We start from the raw sequence: 18,401 nt of genomic DNA on the forward strand, positions 1-18,401 counted from the left end.
TTCATAATGTACGTATTAAAAAACAAAAAAACGAAACATCCATAGGATGTTTCGCAGACAAATACACTAAAACAAGGGGGTTCGCATGAGCTACCCAAGTACAGTGTTTCATCGTTGCATCCCTACGTTGGCATTATCCAAATCAGGTAAGGTCGGTTTAACACCCTCTCAGCCGGTTAAGGCTCCCTCGCAAACGGTTGTATGTAGTTGATTACTTTCTTATCCGCATAAAAGAAAAAATAACATCCATTTAGTATATCAAGGGCTGTTAAATATAGTCAAGGCAGATTGTATCGCCCTCATCAGCTTGAATGACGTATTTAAACGACAAAAACCATCACAACAATGGTTGAGTTTTAGCCACTGTTATGATGGTTTCTATTCTTGCAACTACTGCCAATGGTTTAATGCCCGAGTTTGTTCTTTCCGACAAAAGTGAGTATTCCGTACTGGGAAGTGTTTCTCCAGCTTTCATTGGTCGTATCATTCCACTTGGCTACGTTCTGTTTACCTCCGCCCTGGTTGTCGTTAATTTGAAGCTCGAAACCGAGAACATTTCCTGTTTTGGGCGTCAGTGAATGCAACTGAATTCTGGCTTCTACGAGATATCCTTTATTTGTTTTCTTCACAGCACTTACAAGGCGTCCGGGTGAGCCCCCCCTGCAAAGGTTCCCACATTATCTGCACTGATTCTGAACTGGGCATCATCATATTGAAAATACGGTGTGCGCTGGTGATTCTCGTCCAGGAAAATCTCAACCGAATCCTGATCCCATGGGTTGATGTTATCTGTGATGATGTTTGGATCAGTGACGTCGATCAGCAGGTATAGATACTCACCTGACCACATTGCGCGAGCCACTGCCTCTGCACCTTCGCTCTGGTTCAACCGTTTTACTTCAAATGGTACAGCCTTATTCCATAGGGCGTCTTTCTTCCCATCAATCTGAACAATCCCTTGCACAGCTTGTGCAGATTTGGGCATAGGGGCGAGTTGAATCACGCCGTATTTGCTTGTATCTTGTTCCTGAGATTGTGTTCGATCATTCCAGTACAGTGGATTATGAGGTTCTGTCCCACTTGCACCGCCATCAGTCACACGGATATCCAAGCCGGTTTCATATTCTGAAACCACTTGGATACCACCCCACGGAATGGACAATTCAACCTGATATCCGGCTTTGGTCTCACGTACACGATATGAACGTTGCTCCGCGCCCTCAACTTTGCCCGACCGCTTAATGATTACATGTCGGTCATCTGCTTCATATGAGGTGGTCTTGCCATTGTTGAGATCAACAAAGATATCTACTCTGTCATTCACATCTGCCTTTGCATCCTGAACATCCACAAGGATATACAGGTTACTACGATCCCATAAGGTGCGGAAACTGGCCGATCCCGAAGAGTCACCCTTCAGTGGAGTAGACACTGCTTTGTTCCAGAGCGGATCTTGTGACTGTTTTTTGATATCCGGTTTACCCGAAAGTGAGACGGCTCTCTGTGTCAACACAGGTAAGCTGGATTCATCCACGAGCCCCCAGTATGCTTTTTTGGCCTTCAGGGCTGAATCAAACAGCATAGCCTGGTTGTTGTAAGACTTCTCATCTTGGAGTCCCCATAAGGTAACTGAAGAAATGTGGTCTTTGTGTTTTTTGTACAAATCCAACAGTTCCTTATATCGATACGCCTGTTTTACCGCAACTTCATCGGACATCTCTTCACCAAATGGAATTCCGCTATCCACATCCAGTTCCGTGATCTGAATATCCAATCCAAGTTCGGCGAACATGTTGATTGTTTTTTCAATTTCCTTGATGGGCGGGGATTCCAGGTTATAGTGGGATTGCAAACCCACACCATCGATGAGCCCTTTCTCTTTCAGTCGTTTGACCAACTGATACATATGCTCTCTTTTCTCAGGGATTTCCGTGAAGTATTCGTTGTAATATAATTTGGCATTCGGATCGGCTGCACGAGCGAATTCATAGGTTTTCTCAATATAATCCGGACCAATTAGTTCATAAAAGGGACTTTTACGTAAACCGTTGGCATCACCATTGCTATCCGCAATCACCTCGTTTACCACATCCCAGGCATAGATCTCACCTTTGTATCGGGTCATGACGGTTTCAACGTAATCCTGAATCCGGGCAAGTAGTAATTCTCGACTCGCAGGGTTACCCTGAGGATCCTTGAACATCCACTCTGCTGCATCAATATGCCACAACAACGCATGTGCGCGTACGCCCATACCATGCTCCTCGGCGAACTGAACATATTGATCGGCTGCCTCGAACTCATATACACCTTCGGAAGGAGACATGTACTTCGGTTTCATCTCATAGGTTGCGGTCAAGCTGTTAAAGTGCTTTGTGAGCAGTTGTCCATATGCGCCTTCCAACTGCCAGCGATACACCGCTGCACCAATGGGGAAATCATCTTGATACAGGTCCTCCAGAGACAGAATCCCTTCTTCAATCTCCAGTTGCTCGGCCAGAGTAAATGATACATCATCCACATAGAACGATAACGTATCTACGCTATCTTCAGAGATGTAGGGTGTTTCGATGAACAAATTCAATTCAGTGGGATCATCGCTATACTGAAATTTCCCGGTGATCTTGTGCCATGTATTCCATTCTGCTTTGGCAATTTTCACGCTACCGATCGGGTTCCAGCTTTCGGCAGTTGTTTTTTTATATGTGGTGAGCTGTAGTGTTTGATCCGTGGTGGGCTCCTGGGTAAGTCTTACATATGCCGCAATTTCGTACTCTTGGTTACGCTTAAGCATATCCTTCATGGATAACATCGGTCCATGATAGGAACGCTCGCGGTTGGCGACCAGCATACTGGACTGACCTTCGTGTGCCTCCTGCTGTGTCACTGTCAGCCTTTCGTTACCTGTACGTGGAGTCCATCCCTGAAGTGTACCGTCTTCAAAGTTTGTACTCAAATGACCTCCCTCCACTTCCGTAACTGCCTTGGCTGCATGTGAGACATTCGAAAATGGAAGCATGGCGAGTACCAGCACAAGAACCAAGGCTGTTATATTCCATTGACCTAACCGTTTCATACAATTCCTCCTCTTGATTTGGTCTAAGTATTTCTGAACGGATTAACATTCAGATAAATAGATTATAGTTCTTTGGATAGCGCTTACATATAACAAATTCCCAATAATCACAATAAAAAGTTATCATTTGGTAATCTCATGTGGGTTTAGGAAGCTGGAAATCCAACTCTGTTTTTGCTTTGGTCCGTTATTTTTGCCGGAATCCGATTTGGATATAAAAAAGACCAAAACGATATGCCTTCCCCTACTCACATAAGGAAAATGCAAAATCATTTTGGTCATGCCTGCTTTACCAGTAACAGCCAAACACTGCTAATATTCAATTCGTTATAATAAATTAGTTAGCAATCACGTTATTCGACATTTTTCTGCAATTTAATTTGATTGATTCGACTTGATTATTAGCGGCCTTTTATAGGCTTCCACCCATTCCCCTTCTCAATTGCCTACATACAATACATTAGACTAATGAACAGGAGTGATGTGATATGACTTTTTTACCTCCTTTTGGACCTGGTGGAGGATTTGGCGGACCTGGGGGTCCCGGAGGACCAGGAGGACCAGGAGGACCAGGAGGACCAGGAGGACCAGGAGGATTTCCTGGTCCGCCATCGTTCCCCGGGGGTGGAGGCGGCGGACCACAAGGCGTGCAGGCACCTACTGGACCGCCACCATCATTCATTCCACAGCAACCCGCTTCGTTATATGCGGTAGATCCAAGAGCCATATCCGGCTGCCTGTTTCGCTACACATATATTTGGCCGGATCGTGGTCCCGGCTTCTGGATGTACCCGGTATTTGTAGGTAGAAATTCGGTGGCTGGCTTCCGTTGGAATGGCTTCTTCTGGCTATACACCGGCCTTGATCTGCAGCGAATCAGCTCGTTTAGCTGTTTCTAGAAGTAAATCCCCCTGTATGCGGATTAATCCACATACAGGGGGATTTAGATTTATGGAATATTCACCTTGTCTAAAGCAACTTAATCAGCTCTTCTAGCTCATCAACCAAACTCTTTGCAAGTTCAAAATTAGTATCTTTTAAAGCCAATTCAATTTTCATTTCAACAGACTTTTTCTTTTGTTCATTTTCTAGATAGTTTTCATCAAAATGACTCGCATAAATCATCTGTCTAAATTCTTCTATACTCATTTTACTAATCGTTTTGTCCTCGATAATTAAAACATAATCCATACCATTTACAACAGAATAGAAATCATGAGAAATCATGATAATCGCACCTTTGTAGTCCTCAATGGCTTTCTCCAATGCGATTTGTGTATAGATGTCTAAATGGCTTGTCGGTTCATCTAGGAGCAATATGTTGGCTTGACTGGCAGAAACTTTAGCCAGTTGAAGCATGTTTTTTTCTCCGCCAGATAACGATTCAATCTTTTGATCAAGGATTTCTCCTTCAAAGCCATAGTTTGGAAGATACGATCTAATTTCATCATACGTTTGAAAGCCGGAATCAATGAATTCATTTAGTATGGTATTCGAATCTTTTAGCATTTCGCCTTGAACCTGAGATAAATAGGCCACCTTAACATCAGCATTGATTTCAATGGAATCCTGATTATTTTTAAAGATTTCTCGGAGTAAAGTCGTTTTCCCGGTACCGTTAGGACCGATCAGGGCTACTTTATCTGTCGATTTGATCTCAAAGTTCACATTTTCCAAAAGCAACTCGTCAAAGGAAACGCTATAGTTATTGAGGTTAACCACAACGGTGTCTTCCATTTCCTTATCGATTCCAAAACGGATATTCGGCTGTTTGATATCGACAAATGGCTCTTTTATTCGACGTGCTTCCAATCTCTCTTGAAACTTGACTCTGGCTTTTAACGCTCTGCCTCTGGAGGCTTCCGAATTATACGTGGCGATTTCTCTAAGATTGTCGATGATGTGATCATATCTCTCAATTTCCTCAGCTTCAGCAACTGCAATTTCTTGGAGTTCAATCTTCGTCTGAAGCAGCGAGAAGTTATAATCGATATATCGCCCGTCAAACTCTTGGAGCTCTGTGTTTTCTAGGTGTATGATCTTGTTGAAACAATGGTTCAACAGATATCGGTTATGCGTAACAACGAGCAGCATTCCCTTGTGGGTGTTAATCAATTTTCTAAGCGCGTTCAGGTTTTCAAAGTCTAAAAATACATCGGGTTCATCCATAATCATGAAGTCTGGACGATTCAGCATTTCCTTCATCACTTGAATAAGTTTGAATTCCCCGCCGCTTACGGCGGATATACTAAGATCTTTGAGCTTCATGAGGTTGGCAAGGTTTAACTGTTTATTGATGTTTTTTTCGAAATTGTCCCCATCCATCGCTTCGAAGGCATCCAAAGCCAATTGAAGCTTTTCCATCAGGGAATCCATATCCGATGTGGTGGCCATCTCCGCATAAATCGCTGTAATTTCATCTTGTATCTTGATGAATTCTTCTGCGATATATTCAAAAACGGTCATTTCTTTTGTTTTGTCTACTTGCAAAAACTGACTCACATACCCGATTCTGCAATCGGGGTCTATCTCTAACTTGCCCTCGAACAAATATCGTTCCGGATCCATCAGGATATCGATCAGTGTACTTTTTCCACTTCCGCTTGTTCCGATAAAAGCACAATGTTGTGCCTCTTCAAACGTAAATGAAATGTTTTTATATAGTTCCTTTTGTGGAAATGAGAAGGATAAGTTTTCAACTTTTATCATAGTGTTACCTTTCTTTATAACTAAATTGGTGGCTAGTATTGAATATATTGTCGAACACAGACTTTTAGAGTAACACTGTTTACCACCAAGTACAATCGATTTTTAGCACTTACCCTCACTTTGAAACTCTAATACTTTCTATAAAATGATGGCTAGTGGACGGTGGTTGCTTCATAAAACACTACTGACATACTGTTGTCAGTAGTGTTTTTGTATAGTTGGAGTAAGCAATTGTAAAGGAGTAGAAGTAAATGCGAAGTGTTTTTGGTCCAAAATGTATTACTTATTATAGGAAGGATGATATCTCGTGAATTTTGCTTCTGTGCGTATCATTACTGATGACGTGAATCGTCTCGTCGAATTCTATGAGAAAATTACGGGTGTTTCAGCAGAACGCCCTGCACCTGTCTTTGCCGAACTCGTTATGCCATCGTGCACTCTAGCGATTGGCCACTCCCAGACGGTCCAACTGTTTGGCGCTGGTTCCGCTGTGGCGGCCAACAATCGTACAGTCATTATTGAGTTCCACGTCCACGATGTTGATGCCGAATACGAGCGGTTGAAGCCGTTTGTTGATGAGTGGGTAAAGGAACCTACCACAATGCCGTGGGGGAATCGTGCTGTGCTGTTTCGCGATCCTGACGGTAATCTGGTTAATCTCTTCACGCCGGTGACCGAGGAAGCAAGCCAACGGTTCAGTGGTAGGCTATAAAGGAAAGTTGAAATGAGCTTACCAGAGGAAGGCATGTTTTCTAACGATCTCGATAAAAGCTTCTACTTGGGGAGAGATCCACTTGTTTTTGGGATACAGCAACTGTGTAGCTAGATTTTGTTTGTACTGCTGACCTGAAAGTTTTTCTTCCTTCAGCTCCTTCTCTACCGTAATTCGAGGTAACAAGGATATGCCCATACCGCTCAATATCGACTGTTTCACAGCTTCAATACTCCAGAATTCAATATTGGAAGTGATCCCAATCTGATACTCCTCAATACATTGTTCAAACAATGTGCGATAACCGCAACCTCTTTCGGTAAAAAGTAAATTGCTTCGTACAATGTCCCGTTGTAGCTCAAATGAATTGGGGTACAGCAGCATCATGGGCTCCTCAGCCAATTTCTCACTGTACAGATTGGGGTCATGTACCTCTGTCCCTAGCATGAAGGAAATATCACTTTTACCTTGCATCAAATTCTCTTTATAATGTACGGAATCTAATTGGTGCCACTCGATATTGACATGAGGATGCAATTTTTTGAACTCTTCAATAATAGGCGGAAAACGATAGATCAACAACGTTTCCCCAATACTGATCACGATATTACCTGTTAATTCACCTTGTGCAGCAGTCACTTCCTTAATCATATGATACAGATCAAGCATTTTTTGTGCATGTGGCAACAATTTTTTCCCAGTCTCCGTTAAAATAACCCGCTTACCAATTCGATCAAATAAAGGGTAGTTAATCTCCTCTTCTAACGCCTTAATATGCAATGTAATTGTAGATTGGGCGTATCCAAGATGCTCAGCAGCTTTGGTAAATCCTTCATGTTCCACAATTGTAATAAATGTGACCAAATGACGTATTTCCATCATTGGCTCCCTTCTTTTTAACATCATTAAAACTGATCGTTTACATATAAACTATCAATTTCACTAATGGAAAGCAATCGTTTATATTCAATGTAGCTCATTAAGAGCCCATTTCATTTTTAATCTCAATCGTTTATGGAAGGGAGTAATCACTATGCAAACAGCAGCAACGTCATCCATCTTGATTAATGGATATCGAATCGCTTATGAGCAATACGGAGAGGGCTCTCCCATATGGCTCCTTCATGGAACACCGTCTTATAGCTATGAATGGAGAAAAGTAATACCCGCTCTGGTTCAAAAAGGGTATAAAGTCTACGTACATGACCTTCTTGGATATGGAGCATCGGAAAGACCACTCGAAGCAGATACTTCTGTAGCAGCACAATATACGCTGTTCAGTCAGCTTTTAGACGAACTTGGAATGGATCGTTTACATGTCGCAGCCCACGATCTAGGTGGAATTGTTGGTCTCCAACTGGCTCAGGAACAACCTGAGCGTGTACAATCGCTTACGTTACTCAACATGCCCAGCTATGATTCGTGGCCCTCACCAACCTGGAAGAAAATTATCGAAGAACAGCTTGAACAGGTTGAACAAATGCCCCGTGCTGATTTTGATACCATGCTAAAGAAACAATTACCCATGGCAGTGTATAATAAAGAGCTTATGACTGGCGATACACTGGAGGCATATCTGGAACCCCATGCAGGTTCATTGGGGAAGTCCTCTTTTTTCTCCCATCAGGTAGCTCACTATAATGCAAAATATACTGAATCCTATGGAACAGATTTACCCAAGCTGAAAGTCCCCGTTCAAATTTTATGGGGGGAAGAAGATGAATGGCAGCCCCTCGCTTATGCAAAGAGGCTTGTCCAGGATATTCCCCATGCCTGCCTACATGTCATTCCCAGAGCGGGTCATTTCGTTATGGAAGATGAACCTGGGCAATGTTCTGATTATATCGACCGTTTCTGCAATAAACATCCGTGAGTATGTTTGTATATTGAACAGAATGTCTAAGAGAAAAATTAAGCGCTCCACTGGCATAAAGCTGGTGGAGCTTTTTTTGGTTAATGACAACGTTTCTTGATGCAAGACGTAACTTCTACATTTGGTTTGAGTGCACTGGCACCACAAATGATCATATTCTCCTACGTATATGTATATACAAATTTAGTGTTAGTCTTCATTTCCCCCTTCAATATTACGATAAATAGTATGGGGTTATACGAATAACCATATTTACTTTATTACATCCAGGGGGGAACCGTACGTGAGACAGACTCGCAAAAAAAAGATGGATTTAAGGTTCAAACTGTATTTGATTATTCTGGTTCCGCTACTGGCCATGGGCGGTCTAATCATATGGGCCACCATCGACTCCAGTGAAAATGCATCACTAATGACCATGCAGCATAACAATCAGCAGCTGGCTGTGAATACCGCCTCTCAACTAGGTCAGGAATCGGAATTAATTAAGACATTATCTTCTACTGCTTCAGAGGAGAGCAACGAATATAAAAGTCTTAGGGACGAACTTGTTAAAGTTAGGCTTCAATCGGGAGCCTTGTATGTTTATATGTATAACAAAACTTCGGACGGGTGGATCTACACCGTAGATGGAGCAAATTGGGACGATACGGAATATAGCCCTTACGGAACTGCAATGGAATTCAATCCCCAGATTCAGGAACGTTTATTACGCGGTGAAGTCGTCACAACAGGCATTGTAGACGATCCAACCTGGGGCCAGCTATTGTCCTCCTTTACACCAATTAAGGATTCGCAAGGTACTGTCATTGGCTATCTGGGCATTGATATTTCTGCAGGAGCAGTGAATCAAGTCTCCGCGACATCCGTGAATAATGCTTATCAGACCATAATCCCGATTTTTGTGGTTGTACTGATTCTTTCTTTGGTCATGATGTTATTCGTAGTAAGAGGCATTCTCAGACAAGTACGCGATATTAAGTCAAGCCTCGAACAGGTTGCTGATGGGAATCTTAAAGTCGTATCCACACATATGTCCAATGATCAACTCGGTGACATCAGTGATTTGATTAACATCATGGTTGCCCAATTGACGAACATTCTCATGGGAATACAGCAAGGATCAAATACATTACAGCAGTCATCAAAAGATATTTCGGAAACCGCTCAGACGAACCAGCGTCAGAGCGAAGAACTTTCCAGAGCGATCGAGGAAATTGCCATAGGTTCAATGAAACAGGCTGAAGAGACAGAACACTCCGTCCAGCATTCAGAGAATCTGGGCAAAATAATGGATGAAGTAGGTTCATATGTGAAACAGTTTACTTATACTTCAGAGCAGCTATCTTCTGTTCAAGTACAAGTTACACGTGAACATGAGGTTCTGCTTGAGAAGGGCCGAGAGAATGCCAAGCGTGTTGAGCATCAACAGGATATTTCCAGGTCTTTGACGACTCAATCCGAACTCGCTTCCTCTATTAGCGGTCAAATTCACAACATTTTAAAACAAACTCAAATTCTATCCCTGAATGCTTCAATTGAAGCGGCCCGAGCTGGAGAAGCGGGTAAAGGCTTTGCAGTCGTTGCAGGTGAAATGGGACAGCTCGCTCAACAATCCGAACGTTCGATCCAGGAGATTGATGAGATCCTGGGTTCATTTGTTCAAGAGATACATCGGATGGGCAGTCATTTTGATGCAAATATGGTAGCTGTTGAGGAACAGGAAAAACAGATCGCTGATTGTCTCCAGGCATTTAGACAGGTTAGCCGTTTATCAACCGAAGTGCATGAGTTGGCTCAGAGTTTAGACAGCCGGACGATGGATATGCACTCTATTCGTCAGGAGTTGGAACAAAACCTCAGTTATATTGCTTCCGCAACCGAGGAAACTTCAGCCATGGCCGAAGAAGTCACGGCTAGTGCTGTGGAGCAGCAGCGGTCGGCAAGCGAACTGTCGAACATCTCCGGGGAACTCGCCGGTCTTGCAGGCAACCTCAAATCATATTCCGATCAATTTCAGATCGAAGTCCGTAAATCAGGTCCATAATAATAAAGGTCATAAAATAGAAAGCCTGCCTCTAAGAGCAGGCTTTTGTTCGTTCCGGAATTAAAATGTCCGATACTGATTTCGGTAGTCCAGAGCTAGGAGACAATTGTCGGACATCTTGGCCTCCTCTGCTCTAGCAATCTGCGGAACAGGAAAACCAGATTTAGCAGCATCAGGGTTTCGGGTTCTTTTAGTGGAATGCCTATGAGTCGTTCCAGCTTCTCCAGTCGGTAAGCCGCTGTATTACGATGAATATACAACCTGGAAGACATTTCATTGATGTGGCCATTACATGATGCATACGTTTCCAGCGTCTGTAGCAGCTCAGGGTCATAGCCTTCTTCGGCGAGCAGACTGCCAAGATAGCGGTCGACGTATTGTTGCATTTGGTCTCGTGGAATACCTTGGACGAGTTTGAGGAGATCTTCTTGAACGACGGACAATTTGCCAGCTTTTGCAGTCATTGCTTTCCCTCCCTGAAATAGGACGTACTCTTTTCGAACAGCATGACTAGCTGCTTATATTCATAGCTCCAGGACATGCGCTCCTGAATTCCTTGCCGGTACCTTGATTAAGAAGTGGCGATCCTTCACTATACATCAACCTGCCTCGCAACAGTGTCATCTTAACTTTACAGCCAAAGCTACGACCAATGTACGGTGAATGACGATGCTTCTGATAGAGGTCTGATGCTTGAAGCGTGTAGTAGGTATTAAGGTCAACCAGAACTAGATCGGCATCGCAGTTTACTGCAATGCGTCCCTTCACAGGAGCCAGCCCAAATCGTTCAGCCGGGGCCGCTGACAACAGGCGAGCCAGTAACGGGAGCGGAACCCCCCTTTTCAGGTAACCTTCGTCCAACATCAACTCCAATGTGCTTTGTACACCAGCAATGCCTCCCCAGGATTCAAACATGTCATTCCCTGTCTTCATGCTTGCTGGGCAGGGCGAATGATCCGAAGACAGAAAATCAAACCAGCCTTCCTTTAACTTAACCCAGAGCTTATCCTGTTCTTCCGCATCACGTAGTGGAGGCGCGCATTTCGCCACTGCACCTATGACTGCAAAGTCTTTGTCAGTCAGGCAGAGATAGTGCGGACAGGTCTCAAGGGTCACATCAACTCCAGCTTTCCGGGCTTCTCGGATTCGTCCTGCAGCAGCCTCACTGCTGATATGGACAAAATGTAACCGACAACCGCTCTCAGCTGCATACCGCAAGGCAGTTTCCACTGCTTCCACCTCAGCCTTTATTGGACGTGAGGCTGTATAGCTCTCCGGGCCGAACTGCCCCAGGCTTCGGGCTTCACGAGTAAGCCGGGTTACGGTAGGCTCATGCTCTGCATGGAGTGCCAGTACCTTGCCCGTCTCTGCGATAATTCGCATCCCTTCTCTGAGGGTATCATCGTCCGACATGCGAAACCCATCCTTGTCTTTATCACCCGGAGAAGACATGAAGGCCTTGAAACCGATCACTCCGGCGTTTGCCAGATGTGGCAACTCTTTAACATAACCGGGCATCAATCCGCCCCAGAAGCCGTAGTCAGCATAAGTTCTGCCTGCCGCACGTTCTCTTTTTCGCTGAAGTGCACTAACCGTAACCGTAGGAGGAATGGCGTTAAGTGGCATATCCAGAAAGAAAGTTCCTCCTCCGGCAGCAAGAGCAGCCGAACCCGTTTGGAAGCCTTCCCAGGCTTCCAGCCCTGGCTCATTAAAGTGTACATGTGTGTCAATTACGCCAGGCATGACCGTCAGTCCACGCGCATTAATGACTGAGGCCCCCATCGGATCGATATTATCTGAGATTTCAGCTATCGATCCATGGATAATTCCGATATCCTTCCGCTCTACAGCTGCTTCAGTAACGATCATTCCGCCTGCAATGACTAGATCATAAGGTATTGCGGATTTCATGCTCCACTCCTCCTTGTTCATACTTAAGGTAACCGCAATACACGAGCTCTTCCTAAGACTGGATGCCAATCAGCCTTGCTGGGTTTGTCGCAACCATCCGGTAAATATCATCCGGGGAGAATTGGTAATCGAGCATGCTGGCAATCATTGTTCTCATGCCTTGTACAGGGGTTGGTGCCGCGCGGATGCCATAGTCCGTTCCGAGGACGAACTGATCAATTCCCACTTCACGGATGGTTTTCATCCATTTCGTCGCGTTTGAGTACCGGCCGAGCTCAGCTCCCATGTCCATATATTCCCGTTCTACATAATAATGGGTTCGGGGAACATCAGGATACAGCCAATCGACAAGGCAGGCCTCCAAAAAAGCACCCCTGGACGCAGCGGATTTCTGCTCTTCAATCGTCATTTGTCCGCGTACAGGATGAGCGATCAGAACCTTGGCAATACCGTATTGTTCTGCAAGGTCCAGCAGACGGAAGGCTTCGGGCACGGATACATGGCCGGTATTCAGATATACCTCCGGATGTTCTGCTACCATTTTTAAGATTTCATCCAGCTCTTCGGGAACGGGGCCTTCCAGCGGGATCGACGTTGCCACACTCAGCTCCTTCTCGGCAAACCGTGGATAGGCATCCTTGAACGGAACCAACTTGCCATCGATCAGTGTCGATTCCCTCTCAGCTGAATGACGTGTACAATGTGATCCGAAGCTGATGAAGCGACAACCCTCTTCCATGTGCAGTGCGGTTTTGACGGAACGAGGATTCATCCCCCCATGACAGGAATTCATCAAATAACCTCCATACGTGTGAATGCCCGGTACATGGCGGTTCACTACCCAAGCCATCCCTGAAGCCCAGCCAAACACATCATAATATACAATGCTCTTCATGCCTGCGGCTGCAGCTTCCTGTGCTACCTGGATCGGGTCCAGATGCCCCGGATTTGAGTTCAATACCGGACCGGCATGGACATGACTATCAATGGCACCAATTAACAGTTCATCTGGCAGTTCCATTGATCTGCGGTAAAACGATTCATTCCATTTGGAACGGTCCGGAGTCCGCTTCTGCGGTTGTTCTTGATTGTGATCGAAAGTTAGCATAGTAATTCCTCCATTGGCTTGAATTTGGTTAGATTATAATTATCCTTTAACAGCTCCGGCCATGACCCCGGCAATAATCCGTGAACTGAACACAAAATAGATAATCGTGACAGGCAGCATCGACAGAATCATTCCGGCCATCAATTGCGGATAGTTAGTGCTGTGCTGTGATTTGAAATAGGACATCCCGAGCGGAACCGTGCGCAGCGACTCGTCATTGAGCAGCACCAGTGCAAAGGAAAATTCATTCCAGCAGGAGAAAAATTGAAGGATTGCGACCGTCGTCAGCACCGGTATGGCAATTGGAAGCATGATACGGTACATCGTTCCGCTGAAACTGAGGCCGTCGATCGCTGCCGCTTCTTCAATTTCTTTTGGAATGCCAGCCACGTAGCTGCTGATCAGCATGATTGGTAGAGATAGGTTAAAAGCAATATAAGGAATAATTAATGTATACCATTGATCTGCTAAGCCAAAATTTTTAAACAGGAGATAAAGAGGAACAAGTAGTGCATGAATTGGAACCAGCATACCGAAGAGGTAATAAAAGATCATCACTTTCTTTCCCTTGAAGTCGATGCGGGCCGTGATGTAGCCTGTTACATATGAAATTGCTGTAATGCCGATGACTGACAAGAGGGTCACCCTCGCGCTGTTCCATGACAACTGAAGCATATTGGTCAGTTTGATAGCTTCCAAATAATTTCCGAACTGTGGTGCGCTGGGCAGACTAAGAATGTTGTTGGCGAATTCTGCTTGCGTCTTTAGTGATGAATAACCGATCCAGAGCAGAGGCAATATACAGCTGGCTGTAAAAAGTAGCATTAGGGCATTCACTGCCAACTTTGCCGGACTGGGAAGGAACCGACGCGTGCTCCGCTGCCTTTGTAGTTCCAGTTGCAACTCCATTAGTATGCACCTCCCTTGGAATTCCGGCGCTGAAGTGCCAACGTGGAAAGCAGGATCAAGAGCATGGTCAGCACAATAATCGCAATGGCTAGTGCAGATCCGTATCCATACCGGAAACGAAGGAAAGAGGTTTCGTATGCATACAGAGCCATCACGGAGGATGAGTTACCCGGACCGCCTCTGGTCAATGCGTAGATATGCTCGAAGCCGCGCATGTTGTTGGCAATACAGAGCAAAGAGGCAACGACAAGAGTCGGCTTGGCTAGGGGAATAATGATATACCAGGCTTTTCGGACGCCTGTAGCCCCATCCAGCTCAGCAACCTCCAGAACTTCTTTGTTAATGGATGACAGTCCGGCCAGCATTAGCAGTGTAAAGAACCCGATATTTTGCCAGGACAGAGGTATTGAGGCCAGCAGAACGATTGGACCCGTCAGATCCAGCCAAGATTGCACCAATACATCAAGACCAAGCTTGGTTAATCCTGCATTTAGTAAACCGTAATTATAGTTGTATATCAGCATCCATAGAAATGCGATGATTACCGGGGCAAGTGTGGAGGGGAAATAACTCATCGTCCGATGCAACCCTTTGAGTTTTACCATCTTGGACATCAGCAGCAGGGCGAAAACAAAGCCGAACCCTACTTGTCCAATCAAGCCATAAGCTGTCATCAGCACATTATTCAGAAATGAATGCCAGAACACATTGTCCTGCAGAATTTCCTTGTAGTTTTCAATGCCGATATACGTTTTTTTTGGGCCCCCCGTCCAGGAGTAGAAGCTGTCTCGGAAAGCGGAAAATATGGGAACCAACACGACAAATGAATAGATAATGAGACCCGGAAGCAGATATGCCAGAAGCACCCATCCTTTCGGTCGCAGCGCCTTGCCCATGTTCTCACTCCTCTAATAATAGTTTATGGATTATTCAAAAAAGTCTCATAGGCTTGTTGGGTTTCCTCAGCCAGCTGCTCTGGTGTTCTGGAACCGGCCATTACCCCTTGAATCCCCGTATTTAGCACTTCTACGATCGAAGCATCAAACCAGAGGTCAAAGATTTTAGTCGCGTCAGCCGCTGCGCTGGCCTCGTAAGCAGCCAGGGCTACCGGATGTAACTTCCCTGTATCGAAATCTCCGGGATCATAGGCTGGAAAGCCTCCGACTTCTGCCATTAGCTTGGCGCTAGCCGAACCGGTCATATACTCTAACATCGTCATGATGGCGTCTAACTTTTCTCCAGCTTCTACGCCAGAGTTAACGCTATAATAGACACCGGCGCCTCCAGAAGAACTGAGCGGATTGCCAAGCCCGCCCTCAACGCCCGGAAAGACGGCGACTCGTGTTCCAGCAGCAATCCCTTCCGGGGCATTGTTCACGATGTTCATCGCTGACCAGATTCCGCTGACAAATGCCGCTGAGCGCCCTTCAAAATAATAATTAACCATGGTATCAGCATCCACAGAATTCAGATCCTTGTTTAGATAACCGGCTTTCGCCAGCTCACGCATCATGCTGATTCCATGTACGAAACCGTCGTCGGTAAATTGAGCGCCGCTACCGTTTAGAATGGACTCCGTCCATTGCGGACCGTTGATCCGATCGGTCAATGCACTGATCCAGCTGGACATGGCATAACCTTTGGACTTGTCTCCGTATGAGAACAGGTTAATGCCTTTGTCAGCCAGCTTTTCTCCGGCATCCATCAGATCCGGCCAGGTCGATGGGAATTGGTCGTAGCCGATGCTACCGAACATATCGGCATTATAATAGATAAGATGCGTAGGCCCTGCTGCAATGGGTATCCCATAAACTTGACCTTCGCGGGTTCCGGCATCCAGTGTTCCTGCACGGTAACCGTCTCGCCACTCTGGCCGCTTGTCCAATTCTTCATTCAAAGGCAGTACGATTTCGTTGTCCACAAAATTGGTCATCCATGAGCCAGGCACGATAAAGACATCAGGCATATCATCGGCTGCTGCTAGTGCCTGAGCTTTGATAGAATAGTCCTCGTTCTGAAGCTGCTCTTCTATGATCTCGACATTCGGATAATCTTCCATGAACCGCTTCAATCCATCGAGTACTGCGGTGTCCTCTGGACTTTTGCCGATATTGGACTCCTGATACCTGTGCAGAAGCGATATCGTAACGTTTTTGCCACTTTCAGCCGTTGCCTCCTCGTTATCTCCACTTCCGCAAGCACTTAGCACAGACGATGTTACCACCAATAGTCCCAACATGAACGACCGTTTGTTCAAATCTCTCCACTCCTTTGGATGCATTTTCAGGTTGTTTAGAATCCAAAATTGGATACAATCCTATCCAAAAAAAATCACTTCTGAAAGATCTCTTTAAAATTTAGGACATTGGGCGCCGTTTCTGTGAAATTCAGAGAACGTTCGATTTGCCAGAGGTGTTCTGTCATAATCCGGGCCGCCAGTTCCCCATCTTGCTGCAGAATAGCAGCTAGCAAGTCTACATGATCGTGGCAGAAGCTCTGATTTGTCCCGTACAGGGCAATGATTACCGAGGTGAGCGAGATCAACTCCTCCAGAAAATGATAGTAGTAATAGTTATCCGATAGTTCTGCCAGCTTAAGGTGTATATCTACCGTGACATCCAATGCACCAACGACATCGCCATCATGGCTAGCCTGATGCTCCTCCCGGATCAGAACCTCCAGCGGGGATAATTGCTCGGGCTTCACGGTCGTGCACAGCTTCCGGACCATTGAAGTTTCAATGACCCTGCGCATTTCAAAGACCTCTCTTGCTTCATCAACACTAGGACAAGAGACAAAAGCCCCCCGGTAAGGAATAACCGTGACCAGCTTCTCCATCGCAAGCCTTCTCAGCACATTTCTTATTGGAGTGCGGCTAACCTCAAAAGCCTCCGCCAGTGCATCCTCCACCAGTTGTGAGTTAGGCAGAAGCTTGTGCTGTGTGATCGCTAGTTTGATGTCCTGGTAGATTTCCCTCTCCTTCCCTTTGGTCATATCCGGCATCACTCCATCTCTCTAGGGATACATACTAATCAAGAATGATATCTTAATTGAGTATTATGATAGTTTTAGTCTTATTGAACGTCAATATATATAACGTTATTTCGGAAAAATGCACAAGAAAACTATTTTTATTACTGTTTCTTAATTTATAACTCCCTAAAACCAGATGAAACCTTACATTGTAGTGCGATATCTTCATCAAAGTGGCTATCAATAAATGAATAAAGACAATAGATGAAGATCTGTTTATGCTTCACTTACTATATGTGACGATTATACATCCCACGGCCTTGCGCCAAAGTATTAGGAGATTCGGCACGTTGACTTATCAACGATTCCTCAATTATAATTCGGACAGCGAGAGCCGAGCAGATACTGCTTGCCATATGTCTATGTAAGAATTCTGACAGCTTTCAAAGAATGGATCTAATCTGTAACAAACTCAACAGTGAAAGATGTGAGGAATTATGAGTAAAGAGAAATTATATTACGGTAAAGATATCGAGGTCATGTTTAATTCGGATGTCTGCATTCATTCCGGTATTTGCGTAAAGGGCCTCCCTGCTGTTTTTGATTTAAGCAAGCGTCCTTGGGTTGATCCTGATGGTGACACTTCGGAGGCCATTGCCCGGCATATTGACACATGTCCAAGCGGAGCATTGACGTATAAGCTTCTGGACGGTGAATATTCAACAAAGAAAGAGGATGAACATGCATAACGTAGAACATGAACCTGCCAATAAAAGATTTCTTATTCAAGATAACGGTGACATTGCTGCGGTGATGACCTATGTAATCTCCAGTCCAGAGCTATACATAATTGATCACACATTGGTTGAAAATGCTTACCGAGGACAAGGGCTTGGCGATGAACTTATCAAAGCGATGGTGGAATACGCGCGGGAAAACGGTATTAAAATTTTACCTTTATGTCCGTTTGCCAAGGGACGTTTCGAACGTATCTCCGAATACGTGGATGTTCTCCATCAATAAAACGAATATTCGCAGCTAATTTTCATGTGGTTACACAACAATAAAAGGCGTCTATATCAT

General features: G+C 44.9%; 17 protein-coding genes and 1 riboswitch. Of the genes, 6 read left to right on the forward strand and 11 right to left on the reverse strand.

The genetic code is table 11. From position 1 onward, the window contains the following. Positions 1–101 precede the first annotated feature (101 nt). A riboswitch (TPP riboswitch) is annotated at positions 102–199 on the reverse strand. A 205-nt stretch (positions 200–404) separates the two neighbouring features. Together ACDJ59_RS09815 and ACDJ59_RS09820 are read right to left on the reverse strand one after the other, a co-directional pair. Next, the gene (locus ACDJ59_RS09815) at positions 405–629 is read right to left on the reverse strand and encodes a sugar-binding protein (RefSeq protein WP_413408641.1); all 225 of its coding nucleotides are present in this window, start codon (positions 627–629) and stop codon (positions 405–407) included. A gap of 5 nt (positions 630–634) precedes the next feature. Beyond that, on the reverse strand, positions 635–3,076 hold the full coding sequence (locus tag ACDJ59_RS09820) for an endo-1,4-beta-xylanase (RefSeq protein WP_413408642.1): 2,442 nt from the start codon (positions 3,074–3,076) through the stop codon (positions 635–637). Positions 3,077–3,564: 488 nt separating this feature from the next. Here ACDJ59_RS09820 and ACDJ59_RS09825 point away from each other — a divergent pair, with 488 nt between their 5' ends. Further along, positions 3,565–3,975 carry a collagen-like protein gene (locus ACDJ59_RS09825; RefSeq protein ID WP_413408643.1) on the forward strand — a complete coding sequence of 137 codons (411 nt, stop codon included), beginning with the start codon at positions 3,565–3,567 and terminating at the stop codon, positions 3,973–3,975. Positions 3,976–4,045: 70 nt separating this feature from the next. On the opposite strand, the gene ACDJ59_RS09830 is transcribed toward ACDJ59_RS09825, so the two are convergent. Further along, positions 4,046–5,785 carry an ABC-F family ATP-binding cassette domain-containing protein gene (locus tag ACDJ59_RS09830; protein WP_413408644.1) on the reverse strand — a complete coding sequence of 580 codons (1,740 nt, stop codon included), beginning with the start codon at positions 5,783–5,785 and terminating at the stop codon, positions 4,046–4,048. A 307-nt stretch (positions 5,786–6,092) separates the two neighbouring features. Between ACDJ59_RS09830 and ACDJ59_RS09835 the strand changes: the two genes are divergently transcribed. Beyond that, entirely contained in the window at positions 6,093–6,497 is a 405-nt protein-coding gene (locus ACDJ59_RS09835; RefSeq protein WP_413408645.1) for a VOC family protein, read from the forward strand. An 18-nt stretch (positions 6,498–6,515) separates the two neighbouring features. Here ACDJ59_RS09835 and ACDJ59_RS09840 read toward each other — a convergent pair whose 3' ends face one another. Continuing rightward, a complete protein-coding gene (locus ACDJ59_RS09840; protein ID WP_413408646.1) occupies positions 6,516–7,379 on the reverse strand; it encodes a LysR family transcriptional regulator in 864 nt (287 codons plus the stop codon). 151 nt (positions 7,380–7,530) lie between these two features. Between ACDJ59_RS09840 and ACDJ59_RS09845 the strand changes: the two genes are divergently transcribed. Together ACDJ59_RS09845 and ACDJ59_RS09850 are read left to right on the forward strand one after the other, a co-directional pair. Then, the gene (locus tag ACDJ59_RS09845) at positions 7,531–8,370 is read left to right on the forward strand and encodes an alpha/beta fold hydrolase (protein WP_413408648.1); all 840 of its coding nucleotides are present in this window, start codon (positions 7,531–7,533) and stop codon (positions 8,368–8,370) included. Between the two features lie 283 nt (positions 8,371–8,653). Continuing rightward, positions 8,654–10,417, forward strand: coding sequence for a methyl-accepting chemotaxis protein (locus ACDJ59_RS09850; protein ID WP_413408649.1), 1,764 nt, complete (start codon positions 8,654–8,656; stop codon positions 10,415–10,417). Positions 10,418–10,512: 95 nt separating this feature from the next. Here ACDJ59_RS09850 and ACDJ59_RS09855 read toward each other — a convergent pair whose 3' ends face one another. The 7 genes from ACDJ59_RS09855 to ACDJ59_RS09885 form a co-directional block, all read right to left on the reverse strand. After that, positions 10,513–10,881: a PucR family transcriptional regulator gene (locus ACDJ59_RS09855; protein WP_413408650.1), complete on the reverse strand. Its 369-nt coding sequence runs from the start codon at positions 10,879–10,881 to the stop codon at positions 10,513–10,515. A gap of 46 nt (positions 10,882–10,927) precedes the next feature. Continuing rightward, on the reverse strand, positions 10,928–12,328 hold the full coding sequence (gene allB / locus ACDJ59_RS09860) for an allantoinase AllB (protein WP_413408651.1): 1,401 nt from the start codon (positions 12,326–12,328) through the stop codon (positions 10,928–10,930). A gap of 52 nt (positions 12,329–12,380) precedes the next feature. After that, positions 12,381–13,436 carry a DUF6282 family protein gene (locus ACDJ59_RS09865; protein WP_413408652.1) on the reverse strand — a complete coding sequence of 352 codons (1,056 nt, stop codon included), beginning with the start codon at positions 13,434–13,436 and terminating at the stop codon, positions 12,381–12,383. Between the two features lie 39 nt (positions 13,437–13,475). Then, positions 13,476–14,345 (reverse strand): carbohydrate ABC transporter permease, encoded by an 870-nt coding sequence (locus tag ACDJ59_RS09870; RefSeq protein WP_413408654.1) that lies wholly within the window; start codon positions 14,343–14,345, stop codon positions 13,476–13,478. Then, positions 14,345–15,241: a carbohydrate ABC transporter permease gene (locus ACDJ59_RS09875; RefSeq protein ID WP_413408655.1), complete on the reverse strand. Its 897-nt coding sequence runs from the start codon at positions 15,239–15,241 to the stop codon at positions 14,345–14,347. The genes ACDJ59_RS09870 and ACDJ59_RS09875 overlap by 1 nt, the downstream gene beginning before the upstream one ends. A gap of 23 nt (positions 15,242–15,264) precedes the next feature. Further along, positions 15,265–16,602: an ABC transporter substrate-binding protein gene (locus ACDJ59_RS09880; RefSeq protein WP_413408656.1), complete on the reverse strand. Its 1,338-nt coding sequence runs from the start codon at positions 16,600–16,602 to the stop codon at positions 15,265–15,267. 74 nt (positions 16,603–16,676) lie between these two features. Then, complete coding sequence (locus ACDJ59_RS09885) at positions 16,677–17,339, reverse strand: GntR family transcriptional regulator (protein WP_186327943.1); 663 nt, start codon at positions 17,337–17,339, stop codon at positions 16,677–16,679. A 476-nt stretch (positions 17,340–17,815) separates the two neighbouring features. On the opposite strand from ACDJ59_RS09885, the gene ACDJ59_RS09890 reads away from it, so the two are divergent. Together ACDJ59_RS09890 and ACDJ59_RS09895 are read left to right on the forward strand one after the other, a co-directional pair. Then, entirely contained in the window at positions 17,816–18,067 is a 252-nt protein-coding gene (locus ACDJ59_RS09890) for a (4Fe-4S)-binding protein (protein WP_133384925.1), read from the forward strand. Beyond that, entirely contained in the window at positions 18,060–18,341 is a 282-nt protein-coding gene (locus ACDJ59_RS09895; protein WP_413408657.1) for a GNAT family N-acetyltransferase, read from the forward strand. The genes ACDJ59_RS09890 and ACDJ59_RS09895 overlap by 8 nt, the downstream gene beginning before the upstream one ends. Positions 18,342–18,401: the final 60 nt, after the last annotated feature.

Source organism: Paenibacillus amylolyticus, from assembly GCF_047302515.1.
GTDB lineage: Bacteria > Bacillota > Bacilli > Paenibacillales > Paenibacillaceae > Paenibacillus > Paenibacillus amylolyticus_G.